Here is a 22,214-nt window from a genome sequence, read left to right on the forward strand (position 1 = left end):
CCCGATCGTACGGTTCCCGTCGGTGCCCGGACGGGCTCGGCCGCCGGGCCGTCAGGTCTGGCTGCGCACCGCGGCGAGGGCGCGGGCGCGGAGGGTGTGGGCGCGGTGGTCCTCGACCGCGCTGCGGTAGACCGCCAGGGTGTCGGCGGCCGTGGCCGCCCAGCCGAAGTGGTGGGCGTGCCGGGCGGCGGCCGCGCCGAGGCGGGGGGTCAGCGTCGGGTCGGCGGCGAAACGCGCCAGCGCCCGCGCGTAGTCCACCGGGTCGTGTCCGTCGATGAGGTATCCGGTGACCCGGTCGCGCACCGCCACCGGCAGGCCGCCGACCGCCGCCGCGATCACCGGCGTGCCGCAGGCCTGCGCCTCCGCCGCCACCAGCCCGAACGACTCGCTGTGCGAGGGCACCATCAGCACGTCGGCCGCCCGGTACCAGTCGGCGAGCTGGGCCTGGCTGACCGGCGGCCGGAAGCGGACCAGGTCGGCGATGCCGAGCCGGGCGGCGAGCTTCTGCATCCGCTCGGGGCGGGCCAGCCCGCTGCCGCTGGGCCCGCCGACGACCGGGACCAGCAGCCGGTCGCGCAGCGCCGGGTCGCGGTCCAGCAGCTCGCGGACCGCGTGCAGCAGCACGTCCGGGCCCTTCAGCGGCTGGATCCGGCCGGTGAACAGCGGGATCAGCGCGTTCGGCGGCAGACCCAGGCGGGCGCGCGCCGCGCCCCGGCCGTCCGCGGGGTGGAAACGGTCCAGGTTGACGCCCGGGTGCACGACGGCGGTCCGCGAGGGGTCGCTGTCGTAGTGGCGCACCAGCTCGGCCGCCTCCTCGGCGGTGTTGGCGATCAGCCGGTCCGCGGACCGCACCAGATGCGTCTCGCCGAGGATGCGGACCGCCGGCTCCGGGGTGTCGCCGCTGGCCAGCGAGGCGTTCTTGACCTTGGCCATGGTGTGCATCGCGTGCACCAGGGGCACGCCCCAGCGCTCGGCGGCCAGCCAGCCGACCTGTCCGGAGAGCCAGTAGTGCGAGTGCACCAGGTCGAAGTAGCCGGGGCGCTGGCCGGCCCAGACCTGCATCACACCGTGACTGAACTCACACAGCTGGGCGGGCAGCTCCTCCTTGCTCAGGCCCTCGTACGGGCCGGCGTCGATGTGCCGCACCAGGACGCCCGGCAGGAGCTCGACCGTGGGGTCGAGGGCCCCGGCGGTGGCCCGGGTGAAGATCTCCACCTCGATGCCCAGGCGGGCGAGCTGGCGGGACAGCTCCACGACGTAGACGTTCATCCCGCCCGCGTCCCCCGTGCCGGGCTGGTGCAGGGGAGAGGTGTGCAGGCTGATCAACGCGACCCGACGGATGTGTCGCACGAAATCTCCTGACGTCGGCACCGGCTGGCATCGTTTCCTAGTATTCCTATAGGGAACTTTCCACGAAACCCTCCGCGAAACGCGCCCGTTCCAACGAACCCAGGCCACCCCGTCTTCCCGCTTTGCCGAACCGTTACCCTCGTTGTCGTGCCCAACGGGTTCGTGACCAGGGGGACCACCGGCCCCAACCGGCTGCGGCGGATGGATCGCTGGATCCTCGCCAGCCACGCCCCGGCGCTGCGCCGCGCCCCCGCCGACCGCCCGCCGCTCGCCGTCGACCTGGGCTTCGGCGCCGCGCCGTGGACCGCCGTCGAGCTGCTCGACCGGCTGCGCCGGGTGCGCCCGGACGCCCGGGTGGTGGGCGTGGAGATCGACCAGGCCCGGGTGGCGGCGGCCCGCCCGCACGAGCGCCCGGGGCTCGGCTTCCTGCGCGGCGGCTTCGAGCTGCCGCTGCCGAACGGCGAGCGCCCGCTGCTGATCCGCGCCGCGAACGTGCTGCGCCAGTACCCCGAGGCCGAGGTAGCCGCCGCGTGGGAGCGGCTCCGCGCCCGGCTCGCGCCCGGCGGCCTGCTGGTGGAGGGCACCTGCGACGAGCTCGGGCGCCGCCACGTGTGGGTGGCGCTCGGCCCGGAGGGGCCGCGCACCGTCACCTTCGCCGCCCGCCTCGCCGGCCTCGCCGCGCCCTCGCAGCTGGCCGAGCGGCTCCCCAAGGCCCTCATCCACCGCAACGTCCCCGGCGAACCGGTGCACCGCTTCCTGCGGGACTTCGACCGGGCCTGGGCCGCCGCGGCGCCCTACGCCCCGTTCGGCGCCCGGCAGCGCTGGGCCCACGCGGCCCGCGCCCTGACCCGCGACTGGCCCGTCACCGACGGCCCGCCCCGCTGGCGCCAGGGCGAGCTCACCGTCCGCTGGGAGGCCCTGGCCCCGCGCGCCGCGCCGCCCGCCCCGCCGGCCTCGCCCGCCCCGCCGCTCCCGCCGTCTACGACACGGTGACGGTGGTCAGGGCCTCGGTGAGCAGCGCGCGGTTGGCGGGATGGGTGATGCGTTCGTGGGCCTCGGCGGGCGCCAGCCACAGCAGCTGGTCGACCTCGGAGCTGGGGAGGAACACGCCGTCCAGCGCCTCGGCGGCCCAGTAGTGGACCACCTTGGGCCGGCCCTTGGCGCGGTACCGGGCGGTGGACAGCCCTGCGCCCAGCACGCAGATCATGCCGGTCTCCTCGCGCACCTCGCGGACCGCGGCCTCGTCCCAGGACTCGTCGCCCTCCAGCTTGCCCTTGGGATGGGACCAGTCGTCGTACTTCGGCCGGTGGACGAGCGCGATCTCCACTCCCCCGTCGGGGGTGCGGCGCCACAGCACGCAGCCGGCGGCCCGCACCTCGTCAGGCTCCGTTGACACGGCGCCGCCTCCGCTCCTCTATCAACGTCTCCTGCAGGTTCCGCAGCGGGCGCCCCTCGGCGTCCTCGGCGTGCCGGGTCCAGTCACCGTCCGGACCCAGATGCCAGGACGCGGTGGTGTCCGAGGTGCCCGCGGCCAGCAGGCGGTTGAGCGAGGAGCGGTGCGCCGGGTCGGCGACCCGGACGAGCACCTCGATGCGGCGGTCGAGATTGCGGTGCATGAGGTCGGGGCTGCCCAGCCAGACCTCGCTCTCGCCGTTCCCGCCGCCACCGAACGCGTAGACCCGGGAGTGCTCGAGGAAGCGGCCGAGGATGCTGCGCACCCTGATGTTCTCCGAGAGCCCCGGCACGCCGGGGCGCAGCGCGCAGATGCCGCGCACCCAGATGTCCACCGGAACGCCGGCCTGGGAGGCGCGGTAGAGGGCGTCCGTGACGGCCTCGTCCACGATGGAGTTCACCTTGATCCGCACCCAGGCGGGGCGGCCGGCCCGGTGGTGCTCGATCTCCCGGCGGATCCGGTGGATCAGCCCGTCCCGCAGGGTCCGCGGCGCCACCAGCAGGCGCTGGAAGCTGTCCCGTCGGGAGTACCCGGAGAGCCGGTTGAACAGGTCGGACAGGTCGGCGCCCACCTCGTTGTCCGCGGTCAGCAGGCCGATGTCCTCGTACAGCCGGGCCGTCTTGGGGTGGTAGTTCCCCGTGCCGACGTGCGCGTAGCGGCGCAGCGTGTCGCCCTCCTGGCGCACCACCAGGGAGAGCTTGCAGTGCGTCTTCAGCCCGATCAGGCCGTAGACGACGTGGCAGCCGGCCTCCTCCAGCTTGCGCGCCCACTTGATGTTCGCGTGCTCGTCGAACCGGGCCTTGATCTCCACCAGCACCAGCACCTGCTTGCCGGACTCGGCCGCGTCGATCAGCGCGTCCACGATCGGCGAGTCGCCGGAGGTGCGGTACAGGGTCTGCTTGATGGCCAGCACGTCGGGGTCGGCCGCGGCCTGTTCGAGGAACGACTGGACCGAGGTGGAGAACGAGTCGTACGGGTGGTGCAGCAGCACGTCCCGTTCGCGAAGCGCCGCGAAGATGTCGGGCGCCGAGGCGGACTCCACCTCGGCCAGGTCGCGGTGGGTGCCGGCCACGAACTTCGGGTACTTCAGCTCGGGACGGTCGAGCGCCGCTATTCCGCCGAGCCCGGTGAGGTCGAGCGGCCCCGGCAGCGAGAAGACCTCCTCGCGGCTGATCTTCAGCTCGCGCACCAGCAGGTCGAGGACCTCGTCGTCGATGGACTCCTCCACCTCCAGGCGCACCGGCGGGCCGAAGCGGCGGCGCAGCAGCTCCTTCTCCAGGGCCTGCAGCAGGTTCTCCGCGTCGTCCTCCTCGACCTCCAGGTCCTCGTTCCTGGTGACCCGGAAGACGTGGTGGGCGAGCACCTCCATGCCGGGGAAGAGGTCCTCCAGATGCGCCGCTATCACGTCCTCGACCGGCACGTAACGCTGCGGCGAGGCCTCCAGGAAACGGGACAGCAGCGGCGGCACCTTCACCCGCGCGAAGTGCTTGTGGCCGCTCGACGGGTTCCGCACGACGACGGCCAGGTTGAGCGAGAGCCCGGAGATGTACGGGAAGGGGTGCGCCGGGTCGACGGCGAGCGGGGTGAGGATCGGGAAGATCCGCTGCCGGAAGAGGCTGAACAGCCCGGTCTGCTCGTGCTCGGTGAGCTCGGGCCAGCGCAGCAGATGGATGTCGTGCTCGGCGAGCAGCGGCGCGACGGTCTTCTGGTAGCAGGCGGCCTGCCGGGACATCAGCTCGCGGGCGCCGGTCCAGATGCCCTCCAGCACGTCGCGCGGCAGCTGTCCGGTGACGGACCGGGTCGCCACGCCGGTGGCGATGCGCCGCTTCAGGCCGGCGACCCGGACCATGAAGAACTCGTCGAGGTTGCTGGCGAAAATGCTGAGGAAGTTGGCCCGTTCGAGTAGCGGGGTGGTGGGGTCCTCGGCCAGTTCGAGGACCCGCTTGTTGAACGCCAGCCAGCTGCGCTCACGGTCGAGGAACCGGTCGGGCGCCAGCGGGGCCCGCTCCGGGGTGAGGGCCTCGTCCGCGGCGGTGGCCGGCTCCAGGGCGGAGGTCTCGTCGAGGCCGGAGGAGCCGTTCGCGTCGGCGGACGCCTCCCGGGTCCGCTCCTGGGTCCGCTCCTGGGTCTGCTCTCCGGTCGTTTCCCGGGCCTCGGGCGCCTCCGGCTCCGTGGCGTCGGCGTCGTCCCGGGGTGGTGCGGGGCGTCGGTCCGGGGTGGGGCTGCCCGCGCGCGCCGGGCCGCGGGACGACGCGTCGGCGCGGCGCGGCGCCGCCGGATCGCGCGTCGTCGGCGCGGCCGACTCCGTTGCGTGGGTCATACCTCTATTGTCCCGCGCTCCACGCAAACGCGGCATGTCGCCAGAGCGAAATCGGTCCACCCACTTCTTGGCGGTCGTGGCCGACACCTGGAAGTGACGGGCGGCCCGGCGCAGCGACCAGCCGTCCTCGACGACCAGACGGGCCAGCAGCAGGCGGTCGGCTTCGTTCATACGTCCGAGCCTAGGGTCTGTCGTGTGGATCTTCGTGCCCCGCGGAGGTCCGAACGACAGGCCCTGGGAGCGTCACGTCTCCGTGCGGTACATGAGATCCGTCTCGAAGGTGCGGAAGCCGAGCCCCTCGTACAGCCGAACCGCCGCGGTGTTGTCGGCGTCCACGTAGAGCATCGCGGTGGGCAGCGAGCGGCTGGTGGCCAGATAGCGCAGGCCGATGGTGGTCAGCGCCTTGCCCAGGCCGGTGCCCTGGGCCTCGGGCGCGACGCCCAGCACGTAGATCTCGCCGAGCTTGTCCGCGGTGTGCACCTTGGTCCAGTGGAATCCCACCAGCCTTCCCTCGGCGTCGAAGGCGAGGAAGAAGCCGGCCGGGTCGAACCACGCCTGGGCCTTCCTGGCGTCGAGGTCCCGCTGGGTGAGCGCCCCCTGTTCCGGATGGTGGGCGAAGGCCGCGGCGTTCACCGACAGCCACGCGGCGTCGTCCTCGCCGGGCACGAACGTCCGCACCGTGGTGCCCTCGGGCAGCCGGGGCTCGGTCAGCCGCAGCCCGCCCAGCGGGCGCCGCAGCTGCCGCAGCTCGCGGAAGAGCGTGAGGCCGAGCGCCTGGGCGAGGTGGCGCGCGGCCGGGCTGCCGCCGTGTGCCCAGATCCGCAGCCGGTGGCCCGACTCGGCGAGCAACGCCTCGCCCACCGCCCGCCCGTGCCGCCTGGCGCGGTGCGCCGGATCGACCACGAGCTCGGCGGACGGGGCCTCGACCGGGTCGGTGCCGTCGAGTTGGCCGTACGCGACCAGTTCGCCGTGCTGGCGGAGCAGCAGATGCTTCACGCCTGGTCTGGGGCCCCCGTGCAGCAGCAGCCGGCCCTGCTCGGAAACGGCGCTCTGCCCGTCGGCGCGGGTCGCCGCGTCGATGATCGCGTCCGCGTCCCGCACATCCGCCGCCGTTACCTCGTCCCGCACCTCGACGTCGCTCATGCACCGACTCTAAGCGCCCGGCTCGGTGAGGGGGGACGACGAGCAGGGGATATCGCGATCAGGCCGTCGTTCGTGGTCGTTTCATCTGCTCGTTACGTCGCCACCCCTGCCTTGCTACGCGCGTAGCCATTAAGGTGCCGCGCATGCGCGCTCTCCGGATGACCCGAACCACCGCGATCGCCGCGGCCGTCGCGGCGACGACGACCCTCGGCATCGGCCTGACCGCCGCCCAGGCCGCCCCCGACGCATCCGGCGGCGGAGGGGGCGGCGGCCACGGCCGCACCGTCGACCTCCAGGTGCTGGCCGTCAACGACCTGCACGGCGCGTTGGAGCCGCCCACCGGATCCAGCGGGCAGGTGGTCGAGGAACACGCGGACGGCACCACCGAGACGATCAACGCGGGCGGCGTCGAGTACCTGGCCACCGGGCTCCGCGAGGCCCGGGAGGACGAGCCGCGTTCGGTGACGGTGGCGGCCGGCGACCTCATCGGCGCCAGCCCGCTGCTCTCCGGCCTGTTCCATGACGAGCCCACCATCGAGGCGCTCAACGGCCTGGGCATGGACGTCGCCGGCGTGGGCAACCACGAGTTCGACGAGGGCTGGGAGGAGTTGGTCCGGCTCCAGGAGGGCGGCTGCCACCCGGAGGACGGCTGCTACGTCGACGACCGCGAGTTCGCCGGCAGCGAGTTCCCCTATCTGGCCGCCAACGTGGTGCACGAGGACACCGGCGAGCCGATCCTCGACCCGTACACGATCGAGAACCTCGGCGGCGTCCGGGTCGGCTTCATCGGCGTCACCCTGGAGGGCACCGCCGACATCGTCACCCAGGAGGGCATCGAGGGCCTTGAGTTCCTCGACGAGGTGGAGACGATCAACCGGTACACCGCCGAGTTGGAGCGGCGCGGCGTCAACGCGGTCGTCGCGCTGGTCCACGAGGGCGGCTTCCCCGAGTCAGACGCGTACAACAACGACTGCGACGCCGGCGGCCCCGGCTCCGGCATCTCGGGCCCGATCGTGGACATCGCCGAACGCACGGACGCCGGCGTGGACGCGCTGGTCACCGGACACACCCACCAGCCGTACGTCTGCACCATCCCCGACCCGGCGGGCAACGACCGCCTGGTCACCTCCGCGGCCTCCAACGGGCGCCTGTTCACCGAGCTGAACATGGAGTACGACCGCCGCAGCCAGGACATCGTGCGCACCTCGGTCGAGGGCACCAACCGGGTGGTGGACCGGGAGCAGGAGAAGGCCGCCGACATGACGGACCTCATCGGCTACTGGAACGAGCTGGCCGCCCCGATCGCCAACGCCCCCGTCGGCTACATCTCGGAGGACATCCTCGGCCGCGGCGCCGGCACCCCGGAGACGCCGCTGGGCGACCTCATCGCGGACGCGCAACTCGCCCACGCCCGCACCCTGGACGAGTCCACGGACCTGGCGTTGATGAACCCCGGCGGCGTCCGCGCCGACCTCAGCTACGCGGCCTCCGGCGAGGAGGGCGACGGCGTCGTGACCTACGGCGAGGGCTTCACCGTCCAGCCGTTCTCCAACACCGTGAACCTGCTCGACCTCACCGGCGAACAGCTGCTGACCGTGCTCCAGGAGCAGGTCAGCGGGGTCAACGAGGCCGCGCCCAAGATCCTCCAGCCGTCCGAGGGCCTGAACTACACGCTCGACCTCACCCGGTCCGGCGCGGACCGGATCGTGGCCGACTCGGTCACGGTCGGCGGCGAGCCGCTGGACCCGGCGGCCACCTACCGGATCGCGGTCAACTCCTTCCTGGCCGGCGGCGGCGACGGCTTCGCGACCCTGGCCGAGGGCACCAACCCGGTCGTGGGCGCCGACGACATGGCCGTCCTGGAGGAGTACCTGGGCGCCAACTCCACCCCCGACGCGCCGATCGCGGCCCCGGCGGCGGACCGCATCACGGTCGTCGAATGACCGCGCGGCGCTGAGACACCGAGCAACGCGGGCCGGGACCCCACGGGGTGGATCCCGGCCCGCGTCGTGTCCGCTGTAGCGTCCGGGCCGTGAGCGCCACTCCCGTGCACGTCCCGCCCGAGGTGTTCCGCTGGGCCGCCACCCTCGCCGCCGCAGGCCGGGGCCTGGTCGGCGTCTACCTGCACGGCTCGGCGGTCCTGGGCGGCTTCGACCCGGCGCGCAGCGACGTGGACGTCCTCGCCGTGGGCGAGCCCGGCACGGCGGCCGACCAACGGCGGCTGGGCGAGGCGATCGTGGCCGCGACCCGGGCTGAACGCTGCCCCGGCACCGGCCTGGAGCTGAGCGTCATCACGGCGGCGACCGCGCGCGACCTCGGCGCCTGCCCGTTCGAGGTACACGTCAACACGACAGGGCCCGAGCCCGTGATCGTGCCCGGCGCGGACGCCGCCGGCGACCCCGACCTCGTCCTGCACGCGGCCGTCTGCCGAACCCACGCGGTCGCGGTCCTCGGCCCGCCGCCCGCCCGGGTGTTCGGCCCGGTCCCGCGCGACCGGGTGCTGGCGGCGATGGCGGACGAGCTGCGCTGGGGCCTCGACCACGGCCGCCCCGCCTACGCCGTGCTCAACGCCTGCCGGGCGGCGCGGTTCGCCGAGGACGGCGTGCTGTGCTCGAAGATCGACGGCGCGGCGTGGTATCTGGCCCGGCACCCGGGCGACGCCACGGTGACCGCCGCCCTGTCCCACCATCGCACCGGCGCCCCAGGCCCTGGCGCCGACGAGGCAGCAGCGTTCGTCGAGGCGACGCTCACCACGACTCGGTGGCCGCCTGGGCCGGGCCCGATCCGGTGAGCCGGCGGGCGGTGCCGCGCCAGGCAGCCGCGATCTCGGGCGGGTAGCGGCGGGCACTGCGGGTCACGGTGACGCCGGGGACCAGTTCCACGACGTCGTTGACGTGGAAGGGCACGAACTCCTCGGCCAGCGGCTTCCACTCCGGCGCGCCGTGGTGCCGCAGCCGCGTGCCGCCGGCGCTGAGGTTCCGCACGAGGAGGACGTTCTCCTCGACCCGGGCCGCGAGGTGTCGCCGGCTCACCCGCCCCCGCACGCCCTCCGGGAGCAGGCCGTACAGCGCGATGCCGTCCGGGTCGGGGGAACGCCCCAGCTCCACGGTCGCGTCCGCTTCGAGCGTGAACCGGTGCACGCACGCGCCGTCCACGAGCAGCTTCAGCTGCACGATGCCGGTGCGCGGGCCGTCGTCGACGAGCGGGGCACGGTGGAGCTCACACAACGGGACGCCCTGACGCACGTACGGCAGGCGCACGGCGATGCCCCGGCGGCTGTCGTACAGCGAACAGCCGCGCTCGGGGCAGCGCCAGGCGCGCTTCACGACCTCGGTCAACGGCCTCCGGTTCCGGCCGACGAGCAGCCCGTGGCGCTTGAGGTCGGACTCCTCCAGCTTCCGCGAGATCTGCGCCGGGGAGCGCACGCCCATGTCCCGCTCGCGCAGCAGCACGCCGGCGCCCTTGAGGATGGGCACGAAGCCGAGGAACTGCGTGGTGTCGCCCTGGATCCACGGGTGGTCGACGCGGAAGTCGGCGAAGTCGTCGTTGGAGACGACCGGCAGCCCGGTCACGTCGGCGAGTTCCAGCAGCGGCGGGTCCGCGTCCTCGGCCTGTTCCACCAGCCCTCGGTCGATCCAGCGCGCCAGCCACCGCGGCTGCGCGCGGTCGGGATAGCCGGCGGGCGCACGCAGGCTGCCGTCGGCGATCGCGTAGACCTTCACGTCCCGGTCGCCGACGCGGCGCGCGAGCGCCTCGATGACCAGCCGCAGCCGGTCGAGCGAGCGCTGCTGACGGCGATCCCCGAGCCGGACGTCGCGGACCACGTTGGAGAGGTCCACCAGCGCGTCGGCCTCCTCCGGGCCGGCCAGATGCTCCTCGATCCGGTCGAGCCCGTCGATCCGGTCCGCGGACATGATCAGCCCTGTTCCCACACCGTGACGAGGGTGGAGACGTCGCGCAGGTAGTCCTCGCTGATGGCCGGCGAGATGTCGGTGATCTCCAGCATGGCGACGTCGCCCTCGGTGGTCTCGGTGCACAGCAGGGTCCCGACGGGGAGCACGTTCTCGAACTCGTCGAAGGTCACCTCCTCGGGCAGCGCGTTCGTCCGCGAGGCCCGCAGACAGTCCTCGGGCGTCCGTGACGTGCTGATGCCGGTCTGGGTGCTGAAGCCCCAACGGGGGCTGCCGTAGGTGTCGATGTACACCTCGCTGTCCTCGCTCTCCCCACCCATCTGCGGGACGTCCAAGTCCACAAAAGAAATGTCCAACGGGTTGGCGCGGATCTCCAACGGCTCGTTCTCGATACGGGGCCGGTACTCGGGCTCGGGAGGTTCGGCGCTCGGCGACGAGGACGCGTCGGGCTGTTCCGTGTCCCGCGCGTCCCCGGTGTCCTGCGCGTCCTCATCCCCTTCCCCGCCACCGTCGCCCGCGCCCGAGCCGTCGGACGCCTCGGAATCCCCGCCGGAGTCGTTCGGCGAGAACCAGTCGGTCGCGACGGAGCCGACGAGCAGCACCGCGAGGACCGCCGCCACCGAGACCGCCACCACGAACCTCCTGTTCGACGACGCCTCGGGCGGCGGCTGCTGGCGCGTCGGGCCCGGCGGCGCGGCGGGGGGCGGGGTAAGGGAGGGCGGCGGCGGAACCGGGTCCGTCCCGCGCGGTGCCGTTGTCGGCGGGGTGCGGGGCTCCGCGGTGCGCTGGGCGACGGCGTCGCTCAGCGGCTCCGGCAGCCAGCCCGCGACATCGCGCAACGGGCGCCCGGCCGCCTCCTCGCACCATTCGGCGGCCTCCACCGGCGCGATCCGCTCGAAGGGCTCGGCCGTCAGGCATCGCTCCAGCAACGGCCGCAGCCGCTCCGGGTAGCCCGACAGGTCGGGGGGCCGCATGGCGGTGTTGGCGATCTGCGTGGCGACCGTCAGCCCGCCGCCCTCGCCGTACGGGTGCCGCCCGGTCGCGGCGATCGCGGCGATCAGGCCGAGCGAGAAGAGGTCGCTGGCCGGGCCCACCGGCTGGCCGAGCGCGTGCTCGGGCGACATGTACTGCGGCGTGCCGATCAGCCCGCCTGTGGTGGTGAGCGCGGTGGACTCGGTCGCGCGGGCGATGCCGAAGTCGATGACGTACGGGCCGGCGGCGGCGAGCATGACGTTGCTGGGCTTCAGGTCGCGGTGCACCACCCCGGCCGAGTGGATCGCGGTCAGCGCCCGGGCCGCGCAGCCCACGAGCTGGAACACGGCGGGAACCGGCAACGGCCCGAACGTCTCCAACGCCTCGGCCAGGGTGACGCCGGGTATGAACTCGGATGCCAGCCACGGCAGTTCACCGGTGGTGTCGTGGTCGACGACGGGCACCAGGTGGTAGCCCTTCACGCGCCGGGCCGCCGCCACCTCCTGGGCGAACCGGCGTCGGAACGCCGCGTCCTGGGCGTACTCACGCCGGATCAGCTTCAGCGCCACGGGCTGGCCGCCACGGGTGTGCGAGAGGTAGACGGTGCCCATGCCGCCCTCGCCGAGCCGGGCGAGCAGCCGGTAGTCCGCGATCTCGGGCGGATCCTCCGGCGCGAGCGACGCGAAGGCCGAACCGACGTGCGTGCTCATGGACAGCCCCTCCCCCGGCTCCGGAACAACAGGGCAGTGTACTCAGATCGTTGCTCCGTGACGGGTCACCGGCGCCACCGGTGTTCTGGTCATCTGGGTTGCCGGCTCTGCCGGTTGGCCTCGGCGACCTTGGCGGCGAGCGCCTCCGCGGGCGAGAGCGGGCGGAGATCGCCGGGGGCGGCGTCCCACTCGCGACCGCCGCTCGGCGGGCGCAGCTGGTAGTTGGGGCCGACGTGGCCCATGACGACGCCGATCGCCTGCCGGCGGCCGTCGTGGACGAGGCTGCCCACCGCGGGCCGTGGCGCGGGCTCCGGATCGTTTCCGGGTTGGAATTCCATGGCGGGAAACGCCTCTCTCGGATCGCTTTCTCGGTTTCCACCCCCAGCGTCGGCACCGGGCGTTAGCCTCACCAGGGGGATGCGCAAAGCAACACGAGTGTGAAAGAACTTCGTTGCAGGGAGTCATTCCATGGCCAATACGCGCGCCCATTTCGGCCCCTGGCGGCTCGGCTGGCCCTTCTTCGGCGCGGAACTCAAGCGCCGCCGCGAGTCGGCGGGTCTCACCCAGGACGAGCTGGGCAAGATGGCCTTCTGTTCGGCCGGATACGTCAGCCAGTTCGAGCAGGCCACGCGCAAACCGCAGTTGGACCACTCGCAGCGTTTCGACCAGGCTCTGCAAACCGACGGCTTTTTCGAACGCATGTGGAACGAGCTGATCAACAAGAGCCCGTACGTCCACTACTTCTCCGACGCCTACGAGTTGGAGACCCACGCCCGGACCATCTGCGACTTCGCGCCCCTGCTGGTACCGGGGCTGCTGCAGACCGAGGCGTACGCCCGTGCGGTGTTCCACGCGGCCGAACCGCTGACGGCCGACGAGGAGATCAACAACGGGTCGCGAACCGCGTCGCGCGCGCCCGCGTTCTCCGACCGGCGGACGGAAACCAACCGCCGACGTACTGGGCGGTGCTGGACGAGGCGGTGATTCGGCGGCCGGTGGGCGGGCGCGCGGCGATGAGCGAGCAGCTCACCCATATCGCACGCGTCGTGCGGGACCGCCGCGCGCTCGTGCAGGTTCTCCCGTACGCCGCCGGGGCGTACGCGCTGATGGAGGGATTCCTGACGTTGATGACGTTCACGGACGCGCCTCCCGTGGCGTATGTGGAAAGCCCGCACGTCGGTCAACTGCTCGACGATCCGGCCCTGATCACTCGCTGCGAGATGTATTACGATCTGGCCAGGGCTACCGCGTTGTCGCCCGAGGAGTCCCTATCCCTGATCGAATCAGTGGCAGAGGAATACAGGAAATGACCACTCAGCATGACCTGTCGACCGCTCGGTGGCGCAAGAGCAGCTACAGCGGCGGCAGCAACGGCTCATGCGTCGAGGTGGCCGACCACACCCCCGACGCCGTCCCCGTCCGCGACAGCAAGAACCCAGGGCCCGCCCTCATCATCCCCACGGCCGCCTGGCAGGTGTTCGTGGCGCGGCTATAGGACTGACGATCTCCCTGCTGCGGGCGGGGTCAGAGCACCCACCCGCAGCGCTTCACCGTCGTAGGCCCCTCGAAAACATCTTGGCCCCGGCGACATGATCACGAGGATCAGCGGTCCACCGGGGCTTTCAACAACGACTATACCCCAATCTGGAGCGGGACCACATGACACAGGCTCTCCGGTCTTTTGGTGCTGGACCCTGGGTAGAGGTCTGGCTCAGCCCGGCGCGCTATGGGGTGTACCTGGCCGAGGCCAGCGGCGACCGTGAACGGGCTCTTGAGCTGTACCAGTGGAATACCAGCCTGACCTGTGCCGTGCTCCATGATCTCGGGCACCTGGAGGTGGCCCTCCGCAACGCCTACGCTGCGGCGCTGGACGCCACCTGGCGCGGTGCGGCGCACTGGTTGGACGATCCCGCCAGCCCCCTGCGGGCGCCGCTGCTGCGCGCCAAGAAGGTCGGCCCACACTCTACGCAGCACAGGGACATCAACCACAAGGTGCGACAAGCGATCGACGCCGCCCGAGACCGGCACGGCACGCAGGCTCCACCGGGAAAGATCATCGCCGACCTGTCACTGGGACAGTGGCGTTACCTGTCGTCGTCCGCACACGAGAAGACACTTTGGATTCCCCATCTCCACAAGGCTTTTCCACCCGGCACCGACCGGGCAATGGTCGACAGGGCCATCGGCAAGCTGCACCAGCTCCGCAACCGGGCGGCGCACTGGGAGCCGCTGCTGGCCACCCCGGTGAAGCGGCGGATGGAGGAGCTGGTGTGGGTCGCAGGGCTGCTCAGTGCGGACCTGGCCGGGTACATCCGGTACCACAGCCGGGTCGCGGCTCTGCTGGATGAGCGGCCGTGAGCGTGGCCGACCCCGCCATCCCGGCGTTGGTTGCCGCGTCCTTCACCCTCGGGGCCTCTCGGCCTCCTCGGCGAGAACGTCCCGGCCCTCGGCTAGGCCGGCGAGGAGTTCCTCCATACGCTCCGCGATGTCCGTGCGGCCGCTGTCGCCCGCGCCCGTCGAGTGGAAGCGGCGGCGAGGCGGCGGGTTCTCGTCCTCGATGGTGATGTGGTTCACGGCCTTCAGCATTCCGCATCCGCGGGCTCAGGTCTGGGAGTCGGCGAGGAGGCGGAGGGCCAGGGCCTTGAGTTCGGGGGTGGCGTCGGCGGCGTTGCCGGAGTCGAACGGAGGGTGCGGGTCGTACTCGACGGCGAGCTGGATGCCGCGGGCCGTCGTCTCGTCGGACAGTTCGGCGGCCAGGAACAGGGCCAGGTCGATGCCGGCGGACACGCCGGCGCTGGTGACGACCTTGCCGGAGACGACGTAGCGCTCGGGCACGTACGTCACGCCGAAGGCCGACTCCAGGTAGCCGGCCGACGCCCAGTACGTGGTGGCCCGGTCCCGGAGCAGGCCCGCCGCGCCCAGCACCAGCGAGCCGGTGCAGACGGACGTCGTCCAGCGGGTGTGCCGGTCGATCCGGCGGACGAAGTCCAGCAGCACGGGGTTCTCCATGGCGGCGACCGTGCCGCGCTCGCTGCCCCCGGGCACCAGCAGCACGTCGAGCCGCCGCACCTCGTCCACGGCCCGGTCGGCCAGCAGGGACACGTCGCCGGTGTCGGTGCGGACGGGCCCGCGCCGCTCGCCGATCATCGTGACCGTGGCGCCGGGCAGCCGGCTGAGCACCTCGGCGGGCCCGGTCGGGTCGAGCAGGCTGAACCGGTCGTAGAGGAGGATCCCGACGTGCGGGCCGGCGGGTTCGGCGGCGTGGGCGGCCCCGGCGGCGGCGCCCAGCGCGGCACCGGCCACGGCGCCGGCCAGCACGGTGCGGCGGGTGGTCCCGTTGGTGGTGGTCATGCCCGCGGAGTCTGCCGGGGCGGCCGACCCCACGGCCGGGGCATGTCCGGCATCCTGCGGAGTGTGTCCCCGGTGACGCCGTAGTGGTCGAGCAGGGCCTGGCGCAGCGTCTCGGCCGAGCCGAAGCCGCAGCGGCGGGCGATCGCGGCCAGTGGCAGTGCGCTGGCGCGCACCAGGTGTGCGGCCCCCTCGGCGCGCGCCGCCCGTACCGCCCGCCCCGGTGTGGTGCCGAGGTGGGTGGCGAAGAGGCGGGTGAGGTGCCGCGGGCTCACGCCGGCCCGGGCGGCCAGCGCGCGCGGCGAGAGGTCGTCGCCCAGATGCGCGGCGACGTGGCCCAGCAGGTCCCGCACCAGCCGGTCGCCGGGCGGCGGGGCGGCCAGGAACATGCTGATCTGCGCCTGGTCCGCCGGCCGGTGCAGGTAGGTGACCAGTTCGCGGGCCACCCGCCGGGCCAGCGTCGGGCCGTGGTCGTCCTCGATCAGCGCCAGCGTGAGGTCCAGCGCGCTGGTCACCCCGGCCGACGTGTAGACGTGCCCGTCGCGGACGTACAGCGGGGCCGGGTCGACGGCCACGGTGGGGTGCCGGGCGGCCAGATCGTCGGCGTAGCGCCAGTGCGTGGTCACCCGCCGGTGGTCGAGCAGCCCGGCGGCGGCGAGCACGTACGTGCCGGTGCAGACCGACGCGACCCTACGGCTGCGCTCGGCCAGCCGTCGCACCTGGGCGAGGAGGCGTGGTTCCACGGCCGCGCCGTCGTACCCGATCCCGCCGACCACCAGCAGCGTGTCCACCGCGCCCGTGATGCCGCCGAGGCGCTTTCCCCCGGCCAGGCCGATGCCGGCGGAGCTGAGCACCGGCCGGCCGTCGAGGCTGGCCAGCTCGATGGCGTAACGGGGCGTCGCGCCGTAGCGGTTGGCGATGTCCAGGGTGCCGCTGGGGCAGGCGATGTCGAGGATCTGCGCGTCGTGGTAGGCGACGATCACCACCCGACGGTCCGCCATGGCCGAGGCCGCCTCAGCCGGCGCGCGGCAGGGCGATCGCCGTGAGGACCAGTCCCTCGTGGGTCAGCCAGCGGCCGCTGAACGCGTCGACGCGGACGTCGTCCACGACCGGCCCGGCCACCAGCAGCCGGGCGGTGAAGGTGCCGTCCGGGCGGAGGTCGAGCTCCGCCTCCTCGAAGCCCAACCAGCGCCGGGTGAGCGGGAACCACGTCTTGTAGACGCTCTCCTTGGCGCTGAACAGCAGGCGCTCCCACGACACGTCGGGTCGCGCCGCGGCCAGTTCGGCGAGCCGGGGGCGCTCCTGGGGCAACGAGATCATGTCGAGGATGCCCGGATCGGGCAGCGGCTCGTTCGGCTCGGCGTCGATGCCGACGGACGCGATCTCGGCCGCGCGCGCCACGGCGGCCCCGCGGTACCCGCGGCAGTGGGTCAGGCTGCCGACGAACCCGTCCGGCCAGCTCGGCGCGCCGCGCTCCCCCGGCAGCATCGGCACCCGCGGGCCGCCGAGCCGCGCGAGCGCGGTGCGCGCCAGCGCGCGCACGGTGCCGAACTCCCGCCGGCGCACCGGGACCGCCCGCGCCACGTGCGCCTCCTCCTCCGGAAACAGCACGACCGGCTCCGCCGGATCCCCGAACGCCTCCCCCACCACCACGGTCTCGGGCAGCAGCCGGGCGAGGACGCGGACGCCCTTGCCGGGCGGGTCCGGCGGGTCCGGCGGGTCCGGCGGGTCCGGCAGGACGGCGTAGGCCGCACCGCTCTCGTTCTCGGCGCCGCCGGCCGCCTCGCCGGGCATCGGGGGCCCACCGTGCACGTCACGCTCGGCCCTCCACATCGAGCCCGCCGACACGGGTGCGCCGGGCACGTCCGGTCGGACGTCGCGCACCACGGGCGACACACCCCCGCTTCCCACCGCCACGCGAGGGCCGGAGGAGGCCGGCCGGTCCGGCTCGGCGCCGTCGCCGGTCGCCTCGCTCGGCGCGGCCGGGGGACGCGCCGTCTCCGCGGCTCCCCCCGCGGCGGCGGGCTGGTCCGACCGGCCGGCGGCTGGTCGGACCAGAGGCTCCGGTGTCTCGGAAGAGGGGCTCATCGGGGGGCCTCCGGTCGGGGGAGGATGGGGACGAGGCGGCCCGGGGGGAGTTGGCGGGGCTGCCATTCGCGGGGGTAGCCGAGCGACACCTCCACGTGCGGTATGCCGTCGAGCCACATCAGCCGCGGGATGTGCAGGTGGCCGTAGACGACCGAGGTGGCCCGGAAGCGGCGCGGCCAGTCGGCCGTGGCCTCGGTGCCGCACCACAGCGCGAACTCCGGATAGCGCAGCACCCGGGTGGGCTCGCGGACCAGCGGGAAGTGGTTCACCAGGACGCTGGGCAGGTCGGCGGGCAGCTCGGCGGCGAGCCGCTTCTCGGTCAGCTCGACGCGGGCCCGGCACCAGGCGTCACGGCTCGGGTACGGGTCGGGGTGCAGCAGAACCTCGTCCGTCCCCATCACCCCCGCCTCCTCCGCCACCGCCAGCGCCTCGCGCTTGGTCGTCGTCCCGGCCGGCCGGAAGGTGTAGTCGTAGAGCACGAAGAGCGGGGCGATGACGGCGGGGCCGCCCTCCCCCTCCCAGACCGGGTAGGGGTCCTCGGGCGTCAGCACGCCGAGCGCCCGGCAGCGCTCCACCAGATGCCGGTAGCGCTGCTCGCCGCGCAGTTGGACGGGATCGTCCGGAGCGGTCCACAGCTCGTGGTTCCCCGGGACCCAGATCACCCTGGCGAACCGCTCGGCGAGCAGTCCGAGCGCCCATTCGACGTCCGCGACGAACTCGCCGACGTCCCCGGGAACCAGCAGCCAGTCCTCGTCCGACTCCGGATACAGCCGCTCGACGATCCGGCGGTTCTCCGCGTGGCGCACGTGCAGGTCGCTGATGGCGACGAGCCTTCCCCCGGTCCGCACCCAACTCCCCCTCTCGTCGGCGCATTCAACGTACCTCAGGACGCACCTCGGGCCGACAACTTCGAGAAAGCTTGAACTCTGGCTACGCTGGCGGTCATGCACAGCACCCCTGCCGTCGCGCCCCAGACATCGACCGAGAACTCGAACCAGACCTCGACCGCGACCCAGACCACGGGGTCGCGGCAGATCGCCAAGGAGCTCACCATCGGCCAGCTCGCCCAGCGCAGCGGCGTGGCCACCTCGGCGCTCCGCTTCTACGAGGAGCAGGGCCTGATCAGCAGCCGCCGCACCACGGGCAACCAGCGCCGCTACCGGCGCGACATGCTGCGCCGGGTGGCGTTCATCCGGGTCTCGCAGAACGTCGGCATGCCGCTGAACGCGATCCGCGCGGCGCTCGACCGGCTCCCCGAGGGCCGCACCCCGAACCGGGAGGACTGGGCGGTGGTCTCCGCGTCCTGGCAGAGCGACCTGGACGCGCGAATCCGCCAGCTGGTCCGGCTGCGCGACAACCTCACCGAGTGCATCGGCTGCGGCTGCCTCTCGCTGGACACCTGCATGCTGGCCAACCCCTACGACATCTGCGGCGACCACGGCTGCGGCCCGCGCCGGCTGCTGGAGGACTGCGCGGAGTAGCGGAGTAGCGGAGTCGGCGTGGCCGCCTACGCGGCGCCGGTCGGCGGCTCGGCCGGTGGTGCGGGGGCGCCCGGCAGGGTCAGCACCGCCTCGGTGCCGCCGCCCTCCGCCGGCCGCAGCGCGATGTCGCCGCCGCAAGCCCGCACGGTCCTGGCCACGATGGACAGGCCGAGCCCGGAGCCCGGCAGGGCGCGCGCGCCGGGCGAACGCCAGAAGCGTTCGAAGACGTGCGGCAGCTCCTCGGGGTCGATGCCGGGGCCGTGGTCGCGGATCCGCAGCACCCCGTCCCGCAGCACCACCTCGACCTGCTGTTTCGTCGCCACCGCCGAGTCCTCGGCGCCGCCCACCCGGCTGAACTTGATCGCGTTGTCGAGCAGGTTCACCACCGCGCGTTCCAGGGCGGCGGGCTCGGCCCGCACGTACCAGGGCTCCAGGTCCGAGTCGATCCGCAGCTCCCGGGCCCGCAGTCCGGCCCGGCGCAGCGCCCGCTCGGTCACCTCGTGCAGCCCGACCACCACCGGATGGCCGCCGGCCTGCTCCGGGCGGGACAGCTCCTGGAGGTCGCCGATGAGCGCGGCGAGCTCGGTCAGCTGCTCCTTCACCGAGGCGAGCAGCTCCGCCCGGTCCTGTGCGGGCAGCGGCCGGCCGGTCTCCTCGCTGCGGGTGAGCAGCTCGATGTTGGTGCGGAGCGAGGTGAGCGGCGTGCGCAGCTCGTGCCCGGCGTCCGCGATCAGCTGCTGCTGGAGGTCGCGGGAGGAGGCGAGCGCGGCGGTCATGGAGTTGAACGAGCGGGACAGCCGGGCGATCTCGTCCGTGTCCGAGCCGTGCACCGGCAGCCGGACGCTGAGGTCCTCGGTGCGGGCGATGTGCTCCGCGGTCTGGATGAGCCGGCTCACCGGGCGCAGCCCAGCGCGCGCCAGCATCACGCCCACGCCGGCGGCGCCCACCGCGCCCGCGGCGGCGACGAGCGCCAGCACGACGGCCAGGGAGCTGAGCGGATCGTCCACCTCGCTCAGCGGGCGCGCGACGGACACCGCCGCGTTGTTGCCCGGCAGCGGGGAGGTCATCACCCGGTACTCCTCGCCGTTGGCCCCGGTGGCGTCGTGCAGCACGTGCGGCCTGGGCCCGGGCACCGGCGCCTGCTGGGCCTGCTGGGTCATCTCCAGGTCGGCTTCGGTGACGTCCAGCGTCGTCTCGGAGAGCGGGAGGACGCAGTGGCTGCCGTCCGCGAACACAACCTGGATGACGTAGTTCGACACCACCGGAGGCGCGCCCTGCGGCTGGTCCTCGGGCCCCTCCGGCTCCTCGGTGCACCTGCCCGCGTTGACCATGGCCGCGATGTCGCCGTCGTTGACCTGCGTCTCGCGCAGCTGCTCGTCGAGGGAGTTGATCAGCTGGTCCCGGACGAGGAACCAGGCGACCACCGCGCACACCGCCACGGCCACGGTGACGGCGAGCGCCGTCAGCAGCGCCAGCCGCCCGCGCAGCGGCAGCCGCCCGCCCAACCGCTCCACTGCGGGCGCCCTCATCGGCCCTCGCGCAGCGTGTAACCGACGCCCCGCACGGTCTGGACCAGCCGCGGCTCGCCGCCCGCCTCGGTCTTGCGGCGCAGATACATGATGTAGACATCCAGGGAGTTGGACGCGGGCTCGTAGTCGAAGCCCCAGACGGTGTGCAGGATCTGCTCGCGGGTGAGCACCTGCCGCGGGTGGGTGAGGAGCAGCTCGAGCAGCGTGAACTCGGTCCTGGTGAGCTCCACGACGCGCTCGCCGCGGGTCACCTCGCGGGTGGTGGGGTTCATCCGCAGGTCGGCGAAGACCAGCCACTCGGCCGGCTCCTCGGCGGACGCGGGGCCCTCGGGGGCGTAGCCGCTGCGGCGCAGCAGGGCGCGGAGGCGGGCGAGCAACTCGTCCAGCTCGAACGGCTTGACGAGATAGTCGTCCGCCCCCGCGTCCAGTCCGCTGACCCGGTCGCCGACCGTGTCTCGCGCGGTCAGCATGAGGATCGGCACCCGGTTCCCGGCGGCGCGCACCCGCCGCGCGGTGGTGAGGCCGTCCATCCGGGGCATCAGCACGTCCAGCACCACGGCGTCCGGGGGGTGCGCCGCCATCCGCTCCAGGGCGTCGGCGCCGTCGGAGGCCGTCTCGGTGGCGTATCCCTCGAAGGCGAGACTGCGCTGCAGGGCCTCGCGCACGGCGGGGTCGTCGTCCACGATCAACACCCGCGAGCCGTCAGTCATGCGGCCAGTCTCGCACCCGGGATCAGGCCCACGAGGCCTGGGCGCCGAGGTCGTCCAGCACGTCGGCCACCGTGTTGCTGGGGATCGCGAAGCCCAGCCCGTTGCTGCCGGTGTCGGTCGGGTTGTACATCGCGGAGTTGATGCCGATGATCTCGCCGTCCATGTTGACCAGCGCGCCCCCGGAGTTGCCCGGGTTGAGGGAGGCGTCGGTCTGGATGGCCTGGTAGGTGGTGGTCTCGGAGCCGACGTCGCCGTTGTAGCGCCCGCCGCCGAACTCGAACGGCCAGTTGCCGCCGCTGTTCTGCTCCTGGTTGACGTCGACGGTCACGTCCCGGTCGAGCGCGGAGACGATGCCGCTGGTCACGGTGCCGGTGAGGCCCTCGGGCGAGCCGATGGCCACGACCTCGTCGCCGACCACGACGTCGTCGGAGTCGCCGAAGGTGGCCGGGGTCAGCCCGTCGACGCCCTCGGCGTCGATCACCGCCAGGTCCGATTCGGGATCGGTGCCCTGGACGGTGGCGTCCGCCGTGCTGCCGTCGCTGAAGGTCACCCTGACGGTGTCGGCGCCGGAGACGACGTGGCTGTTGGTGAGGATGTCGCCGTCCTCGCTGAGGACCACGCCGGACCCGGTGGCGTTGGGCGTGGTGATCTCGACGACGCTGGGGCTGACGGCGGCGGCCACGGAGGCCACGGTCCCGTCGGTGCCCAGCGCGGCGTTGGTGCCCTGGACGGCGCTGTCCGCGTCGCCGCTGATCGGCGTCTCGTCGAGCAGGGCCGCGGTGCCGCCGCCCACGAGGGCGCTGACCAGACCCACTCCGACGAGCAGCACCCCCGGCCGGAGCGCCCGGACCCTGGCGTGCGACCTCGGGGCGCTCGCGGGGACCGGCGGCACCGGGTCGGCGGCGAGGGTCGGGGACCCGTACACCTGACCGTGGGGACGCTGGGGTTCGTCGAACCCGGCGTATCCCTGGTGTTCTCCCTGGTGTTCGCTCATGTCACTGACTGTGGGCTCGGAAGATGAGAGGAGTCTGAGACGCGTCTCAGAATCCCGTGGAAAACCGTGGGGTCCGACCCGGCCGATCGGATGAGCCCTCGCACAGGCTTCTCAGAAACCTCTCAGAATCCACGCCAGGCGCAGGTCAGGAGGGTGCACGGCGGGGACGGTGTGGACGGCGGGGCTCGAATGCGGGCGCGGCCCG

Annotated in this window: 21 protein-coding genes and 2 pseudogenes; 7 read left to right on the top strand and 16 right to left on the bottom strand. The window is 73.1% G+C overall.

Annotation, left to right across the window (positions count from 1 at the left end):
* Positions 1-51: 51 nt before the first annotated feature.
* On the bottom strand, positions 52-1,350 hold the full coding sequence (mshA, locus tag ABGB06_RS22680; RefSeq protein WP_347592249.1) for a D-inositol-3-phosphate glycosyltransferase: 1,299 nt from the start codon (positions 1,348-1,350) through the stop codon (positions 52-54).
* Positions 1,351-1,551: 201 nt separating this feature from the next.
* On the opposite strand from mshA, the gene ABGB06_RS22685 reads away from it, so the two are divergent.
* Complete coding sequence (locus ABGB06_RS22685) at positions 1,552-2,343, top strand: class I SAM-dependent methyltransferase (protein WP_347592527.1); 792 nt, start codon at positions 1,552-1,554, stop codon at positions 2,341-2,343.
* On the opposite strand, the gene ABGB06_RS22690 is transcribed toward ABGB06_RS22685, so the two are convergent.
* The 4 genes and pseudogenes from ABGB06_RS22690 to mshD form a co-directional block, all read right to left on the bottom strand.
* Positions 2,330-2,746 carry an NUDIX hydrolase gene (locus tag ABGB06_RS22690; protein WP_347592251.1) on the bottom strand — a complete coding sequence of 139 codons (417 nt, stop codon included), beginning with the start codon at positions 2,744-2,746 and terminating at the stop codon, positions 2,330-2,332. The two genes, ABGB06_RS22685 and ABGB06_RS22690, sit on opposite strands and share 14 nt — an antisense overlap.
* Positions 2,730-5,159 (bottom strand): RNA degradosome polyphosphate kinase, encoded by a 2,430-nt coding sequence (locus ABGB06_RS22695; RefSeq protein ID WP_347592529.1) that lies wholly within the window; start codon positions 5,157-5,159, stop codon positions 2,730-2,732. The genes ABGB06_RS22690 and ABGB06_RS22695 overlap by 17 nt, the downstream gene beginning before the upstream one ends.
* Positions 5,145-5,294, bottom strand: a pseudogene (locus ABGB06_RS22700) (helix-turn-helix domain-containing protein); the annotation flags it as partial. The gene ABGB06_RS22695 and the pseudogene ABGB06_RS22700, both read right to left, overlap by 15 nt.
* 72 nt (positions 5,295-5,366) lie before the next feature.
* Positions 5,367-6,266: a mycothiol synthase gene (mshD, locus tag ABGB06_RS22705; protein ID WP_347592254.1), complete on the bottom strand. Its 900-nt coding sequence runs from the start codon at positions 6,264-6,266 to the stop codon at positions 5,367-5,369.
* Positions 6,267-6,424: 158 nt separating this feature from the next.
* On the opposite strand from mshD, the gene ABGB06_RS22710 reads away from it, so the two are divergent.
* Together ABGB06_RS22710 and ABGB06_RS22715 are read left to right on the top strand one after the other, a co-directional pair.
* Complete coding sequence (locus ABGB06_RS22710) at positions 6,425-8,209, top strand: bifunctional metallophosphatase/5'-nucleotidase (RefSeq protein ID WP_347592256.1); 1,785 nt, start codon at positions 6,425-6,427, stop codon at positions 8,207-8,209.
* 89 nt (positions 8,210-8,298) lie between these two features.
* Positions 8,299-9,057 carry an aminoglycoside adenylyltransferase domain-containing protein gene (locus ABGB06_RS22715; RefSeq protein ID WP_347592258.1) on the top strand — a complete coding sequence of 253 codons (759 nt, stop codon included), beginning with the start codon at positions 8,299-8,301 and terminating at the stop codon, positions 9,055-9,057.
* Here the strand turns inward: ABGB06_RS22715 and ABGB06_RS22720 are convergent.
* The 3 genes from ABGB06_RS22720 to ABGB06_RS22730 form a co-directional block, all read right to left on the bottom strand.
* Entirely contained in the window at positions 9,014-10,180 is a 1,167-nt protein-coding gene (locus ABGB06_RS22720) for an FHA domain-containing protein (RefSeq protein WP_347592260.1), read from the bottom strand. The two genes, ABGB06_RS22715 and ABGB06_RS22720, sit on opposite strands and share 44 nt — an antisense overlap.
* Positions 10,181-10,182: 2 nt before the next feature.
* Complete coding sequence (locus ABGB06_RS22725) at positions 10,183-11,859, bottom strand: serine/threonine-protein kinase (RefSeq protein WP_347592262.1); 1,677 nt, start codon at positions 11,857-11,859, stop codon at positions 10,183-10,185.
* An 89-nt stretch (positions 11,860-11,948) separates the two neighbouring features.
* Positions 11,949-12,197: a hypothetical protein gene (locus ABGB06_RS22730; protein WP_347592264.1), complete on the bottom strand. Its 249-nt coding sequence runs from the start codon at positions 12,195-12,197 to the stop codon at positions 11,949-11,951.
* A gap of 130 nt (positions 12,198-12,327) precedes the next feature.
* On the opposite strand from ABGB06_RS22730, the pseudogene ABGB06_RS22735 reads away from it, so the two are divergent.
* The 3 genes and pseudogenes from ABGB06_RS22735 to ABGB06_RS22745 all read left to right on the top strand — a co-directional run bounded on the left by ABGB06_RS22735 (position 12,328) and on the right by ABGB06_RS22745 (position 14,217).
* Positions 12,328-13,169: pseudogene (locus ABGB06_RS22735) on the top strand (helix-turn-helix transcriptional regulator).
* Positions 13,166-13,354, top strand: a complete 189-nt coding sequence (locus tag ABGB06_RS22740; protein ID WP_347592266.1) for a DUF397 domain-containing protein — start codon at positions 13,166-13,168, stop codon at positions 13,352-13,354. The pseudogene ABGB06_RS22735 and the gene ABGB06_RS22740 overlap by 4 nt, the downstream one beginning before the upstream one ends.
* A 164-nt stretch (positions 13,355-13,518) precedes the next feature.
* Positions 13,519-14,217 carry an Abi family protein gene (locus tag ABGB06_RS22745; protein WP_347592268.1) on the top strand — a complete coding sequence of 233 codons (699 nt, stop codon included), beginning with the start codon at positions 13,519-13,521 and terminating at the stop codon, positions 14,215-14,217.
* A gap of 42 nt (positions 14,218-14,259) precedes the next feature.
* Here the strand turns inward: ABGB06_RS22745 and ABGB06_RS22750 are convergent, their stop codons facing one another.
* From ABGB06_RS22750 to ABGB06_RS22770, 5 genes are all read right to left on the bottom strand, one after another.
* The gene (locus ABGB06_RS22750) at positions 14,260-14,445 is read right to left on the bottom strand and encodes a hypothetical protein (RefSeq protein WP_347592270.1); all 186 of its coding nucleotides are present in this window, start codon (positions 14,443-14,445) and stop codon (positions 14,260-14,262) included.
* A 15-nt stretch (positions 14,446-14,460) separates the two neighbouring features.
* Positions 14,461-15,210, bottom strand: a complete 750-nt coding sequence (locus tag ABGB06_RS22755; RefSeq protein WP_347592272.1) for a DJ-1/PfpI family protein — start codon at positions 15,208-15,210, stop codon at positions 14,461-14,463.
* Complete coding sequence (locus ABGB06_RS22760) at positions 15,207-16,208, bottom strand: DJ-1/PfpI family protein (protein WP_347592274.1); 1,002 nt, start codon at positions 16,206-16,208, stop codon at positions 15,207-15,209. The genes ABGB06_RS22755 and ABGB06_RS22760 overlap by 4 nt, the downstream gene beginning before the upstream one ends.
* Positions 16,209-16,221: 13 nt before the next feature.
* Positions 16,222-17,001, bottom strand: coding sequence for a 4'-phosphopantetheinyl transferase superfamily protein (locus tag ABGB06_RS22765; protein ID WP_347592276.1), 780 nt, complete (start codon positions 16,999-17,001; stop codon positions 16,222-16,224).
* Between the two features lie 290 nt (positions 17,002-17,291).
* Positions 17,292-18,143, bottom strand: a complete 852-nt coding sequence (locus tag ABGB06_RS22770; protein WP_347592278.1) for a metallophosphoesterase — start codon at positions 18,141-18,143, stop codon at positions 17,292-17,294.
* Between the two features lie 96 nt (positions 18,144-18,239).
* Here ABGB06_RS22770 and soxR point away from each other — a divergent pair, with 96 nt between their 5' ends.
* Entirely contained in the window at positions 18,240-18,776 is a 537-nt protein-coding gene (soxR, locus tag ABGB06_RS22775; protein ID WP_347592281.1) for a redox-sensitive transcriptional activator SoxR, read from the top strand.
* Between the two features lie 26 nt (positions 18,777-18,802).
* Here soxR and ABGB06_RS22780 read toward each other — a convergent pair whose 3' ends face one another.
* The 3 genes from ABGB06_RS22780 to ABGB06_RS22790 are packed head-to-tail and all read right to left on the bottom strand — an operon-like array spanning position 18,803 to position 22,009.
* A complete protein-coding gene (locus ABGB06_RS22780; protein ID WP_347592283.1) occupies positions 18,803-20,305 on the bottom strand; it encodes a HAMP domain-containing sensor histidine kinase in 1,503 nt (500 codons plus the stop codon).
* Complete coding sequence (locus ABGB06_RS22785; protein WP_347592285.1) at positions 20,302-21,015, bottom strand: response regulator transcription factor; 714 nt, start codon at positions 21,013-21,015, stop codon at positions 20,302-20,304. The genes ABGB06_RS22780 and ABGB06_RS22785 overlap by 4 nt, the downstream gene beginning before the upstream one ends.
* Positions 21,016-21,037: 22 nt before the next feature.
* Entirely contained in the window at positions 21,038-22,009 is a 972-nt protein-coding gene (locus ABGB06_RS22790; RefSeq protein WP_347592288.1) for a trypsin-like peptidase domain-containing protein, read from the bottom strand.
* Positions 22,010-22,214: the final 205 nt, after the last annotated feature.

It is taken from the genome of Streptomyces sp. B6B3, from assembly GCF_039871525.1.
In the GTDB taxonomy this organism is placed as follows: domain Bacteria; phylum Actinomycetota; class Actinomycetes; order Streptomycetales; family Streptomycetaceae; genus Streptomyces.

Excerpts from the sequence above, each read along its gene's own strand:
- ABGB06_RS22685 (WP_347592527.1), top strand. The coding sequence starts at position 1,552 with ATGGATCGCTGGATCCTCGCCAGCCACGCCCCGGCGCTGCGCCGCGCC.
- ABGB06_RS22695 (WP_347592529.1), bottom strand. The coding sequence starts at position 5,159 with ATGCCGCGTTTGCGTGGAGCGCGGGACAATAGAGGTATGACCCACGCA.
- mshD (WP_347592254.1), bottom strand. The coding sequence starts at position 6,266 with ATGAGCGACGTCGAGGTGCGGGACGAGGTAACGGCGGCGGATGTGCGG.
- ABGB06_RS22710 (WP_347592256.1), top strand. The coding sequence starts at position 6,425 with ATGACCCGAACCACCGCGATCGCCGCGGCCGTCGCGGCGACGACGACC.
- ABGB06_RS22720 (WP_347592260.1), bottom strand. The coding sequence starts at position 10,180 with ATGTCCGCGGACCGGATCGACGGGCTCGACCGGATCGAGGAGCATCTG.
- ABGB06_RS22725 (WP_347592262.1), bottom strand. The coding sequence starts at position 11,859 with ATGAGCACGCACGTCGGTTCGGCCTTCGCGTCGCTCGCGCCGGAGGAT.
- ABGB06_RS22730 (WP_347592264.1), bottom strand. The coding sequence starts at position 12,197 with ATGGAATTCCAACCCGGAAACGATCCGGAGCCCGCGCCACGGCCCGCG.
- ABGB06_RS22740 (WP_347592266.1), top strand. The coding sequence starts at position 13,166 with ATGACCACTCAGCATGACCTGTCGACCGCTCGGTGGCGCAAGAGCAGC.
- ABGB06_RS22745 (WP_347592268.1), top strand. The coding sequence starts at position 13,519 with ATGACACAGGCTCTCCGGTCTTTTGGTGCTGGACCCTGGGTAGAGGTC.
- ABGB06_RS22750 (WP_347592270.1), bottom strand. The coding sequence starts at position 14,445 with ATGCTGAAGGCCGTGAACCACATCACCATCGAGGACGAGAACCCGCCG.
- ABGB06_RS22755 (WP_347592272.1), bottom strand. The coding sequence starts at position 15,210 with ATGACCACCACCAACGGGACCACCCGCCGCACCGTGCTGGCCGGCGCC.
- ABGB06_RS22760 (WP_347592274.1), bottom strand. The coding sequence starts at position 16,208 with ATGGCGGACCGTCGGGTGGTGATCGTCGCCTACCACGACGCGCAGATC.
- ABGB06_RS22765 (WP_347592276.1), bottom strand. The coding sequence starts at position 17,001 with ATGCCCGGCGAGGCGGCCGGCGGCGCCGAGAACGAGAGCGGTGCGGCC.
- soxR (WP_347592281.1), top strand. The coding sequence starts at position 18,240 with ATGCACAGCACCCCTGCCGTCGCGCCCCAGACATCGACCGAGAACTCG.
- ABGB06_RS22780 (WP_347592283.1), bottom strand. The coding sequence starts at position 20,305 with ATGAGGGCGCCCGCAGTGGAGCGGTTGGGCGGGCGGCTGCCGCTGCGC.
- ABGB06_RS22785 (WP_347592285.1), bottom strand. The coding sequence starts at position 21,015 with ATGACTGACGGCTCGCGGGTGTTGATCGTGGACGACGACCCCGCCGTG.
- ABGB06_RS22790 (WP_347592288.1), bottom strand. The coding sequence starts at position 22,009 with ATGAGCGAACACCAGGGAGAACACCAGGGATACGCCGGGTTCGACGAA.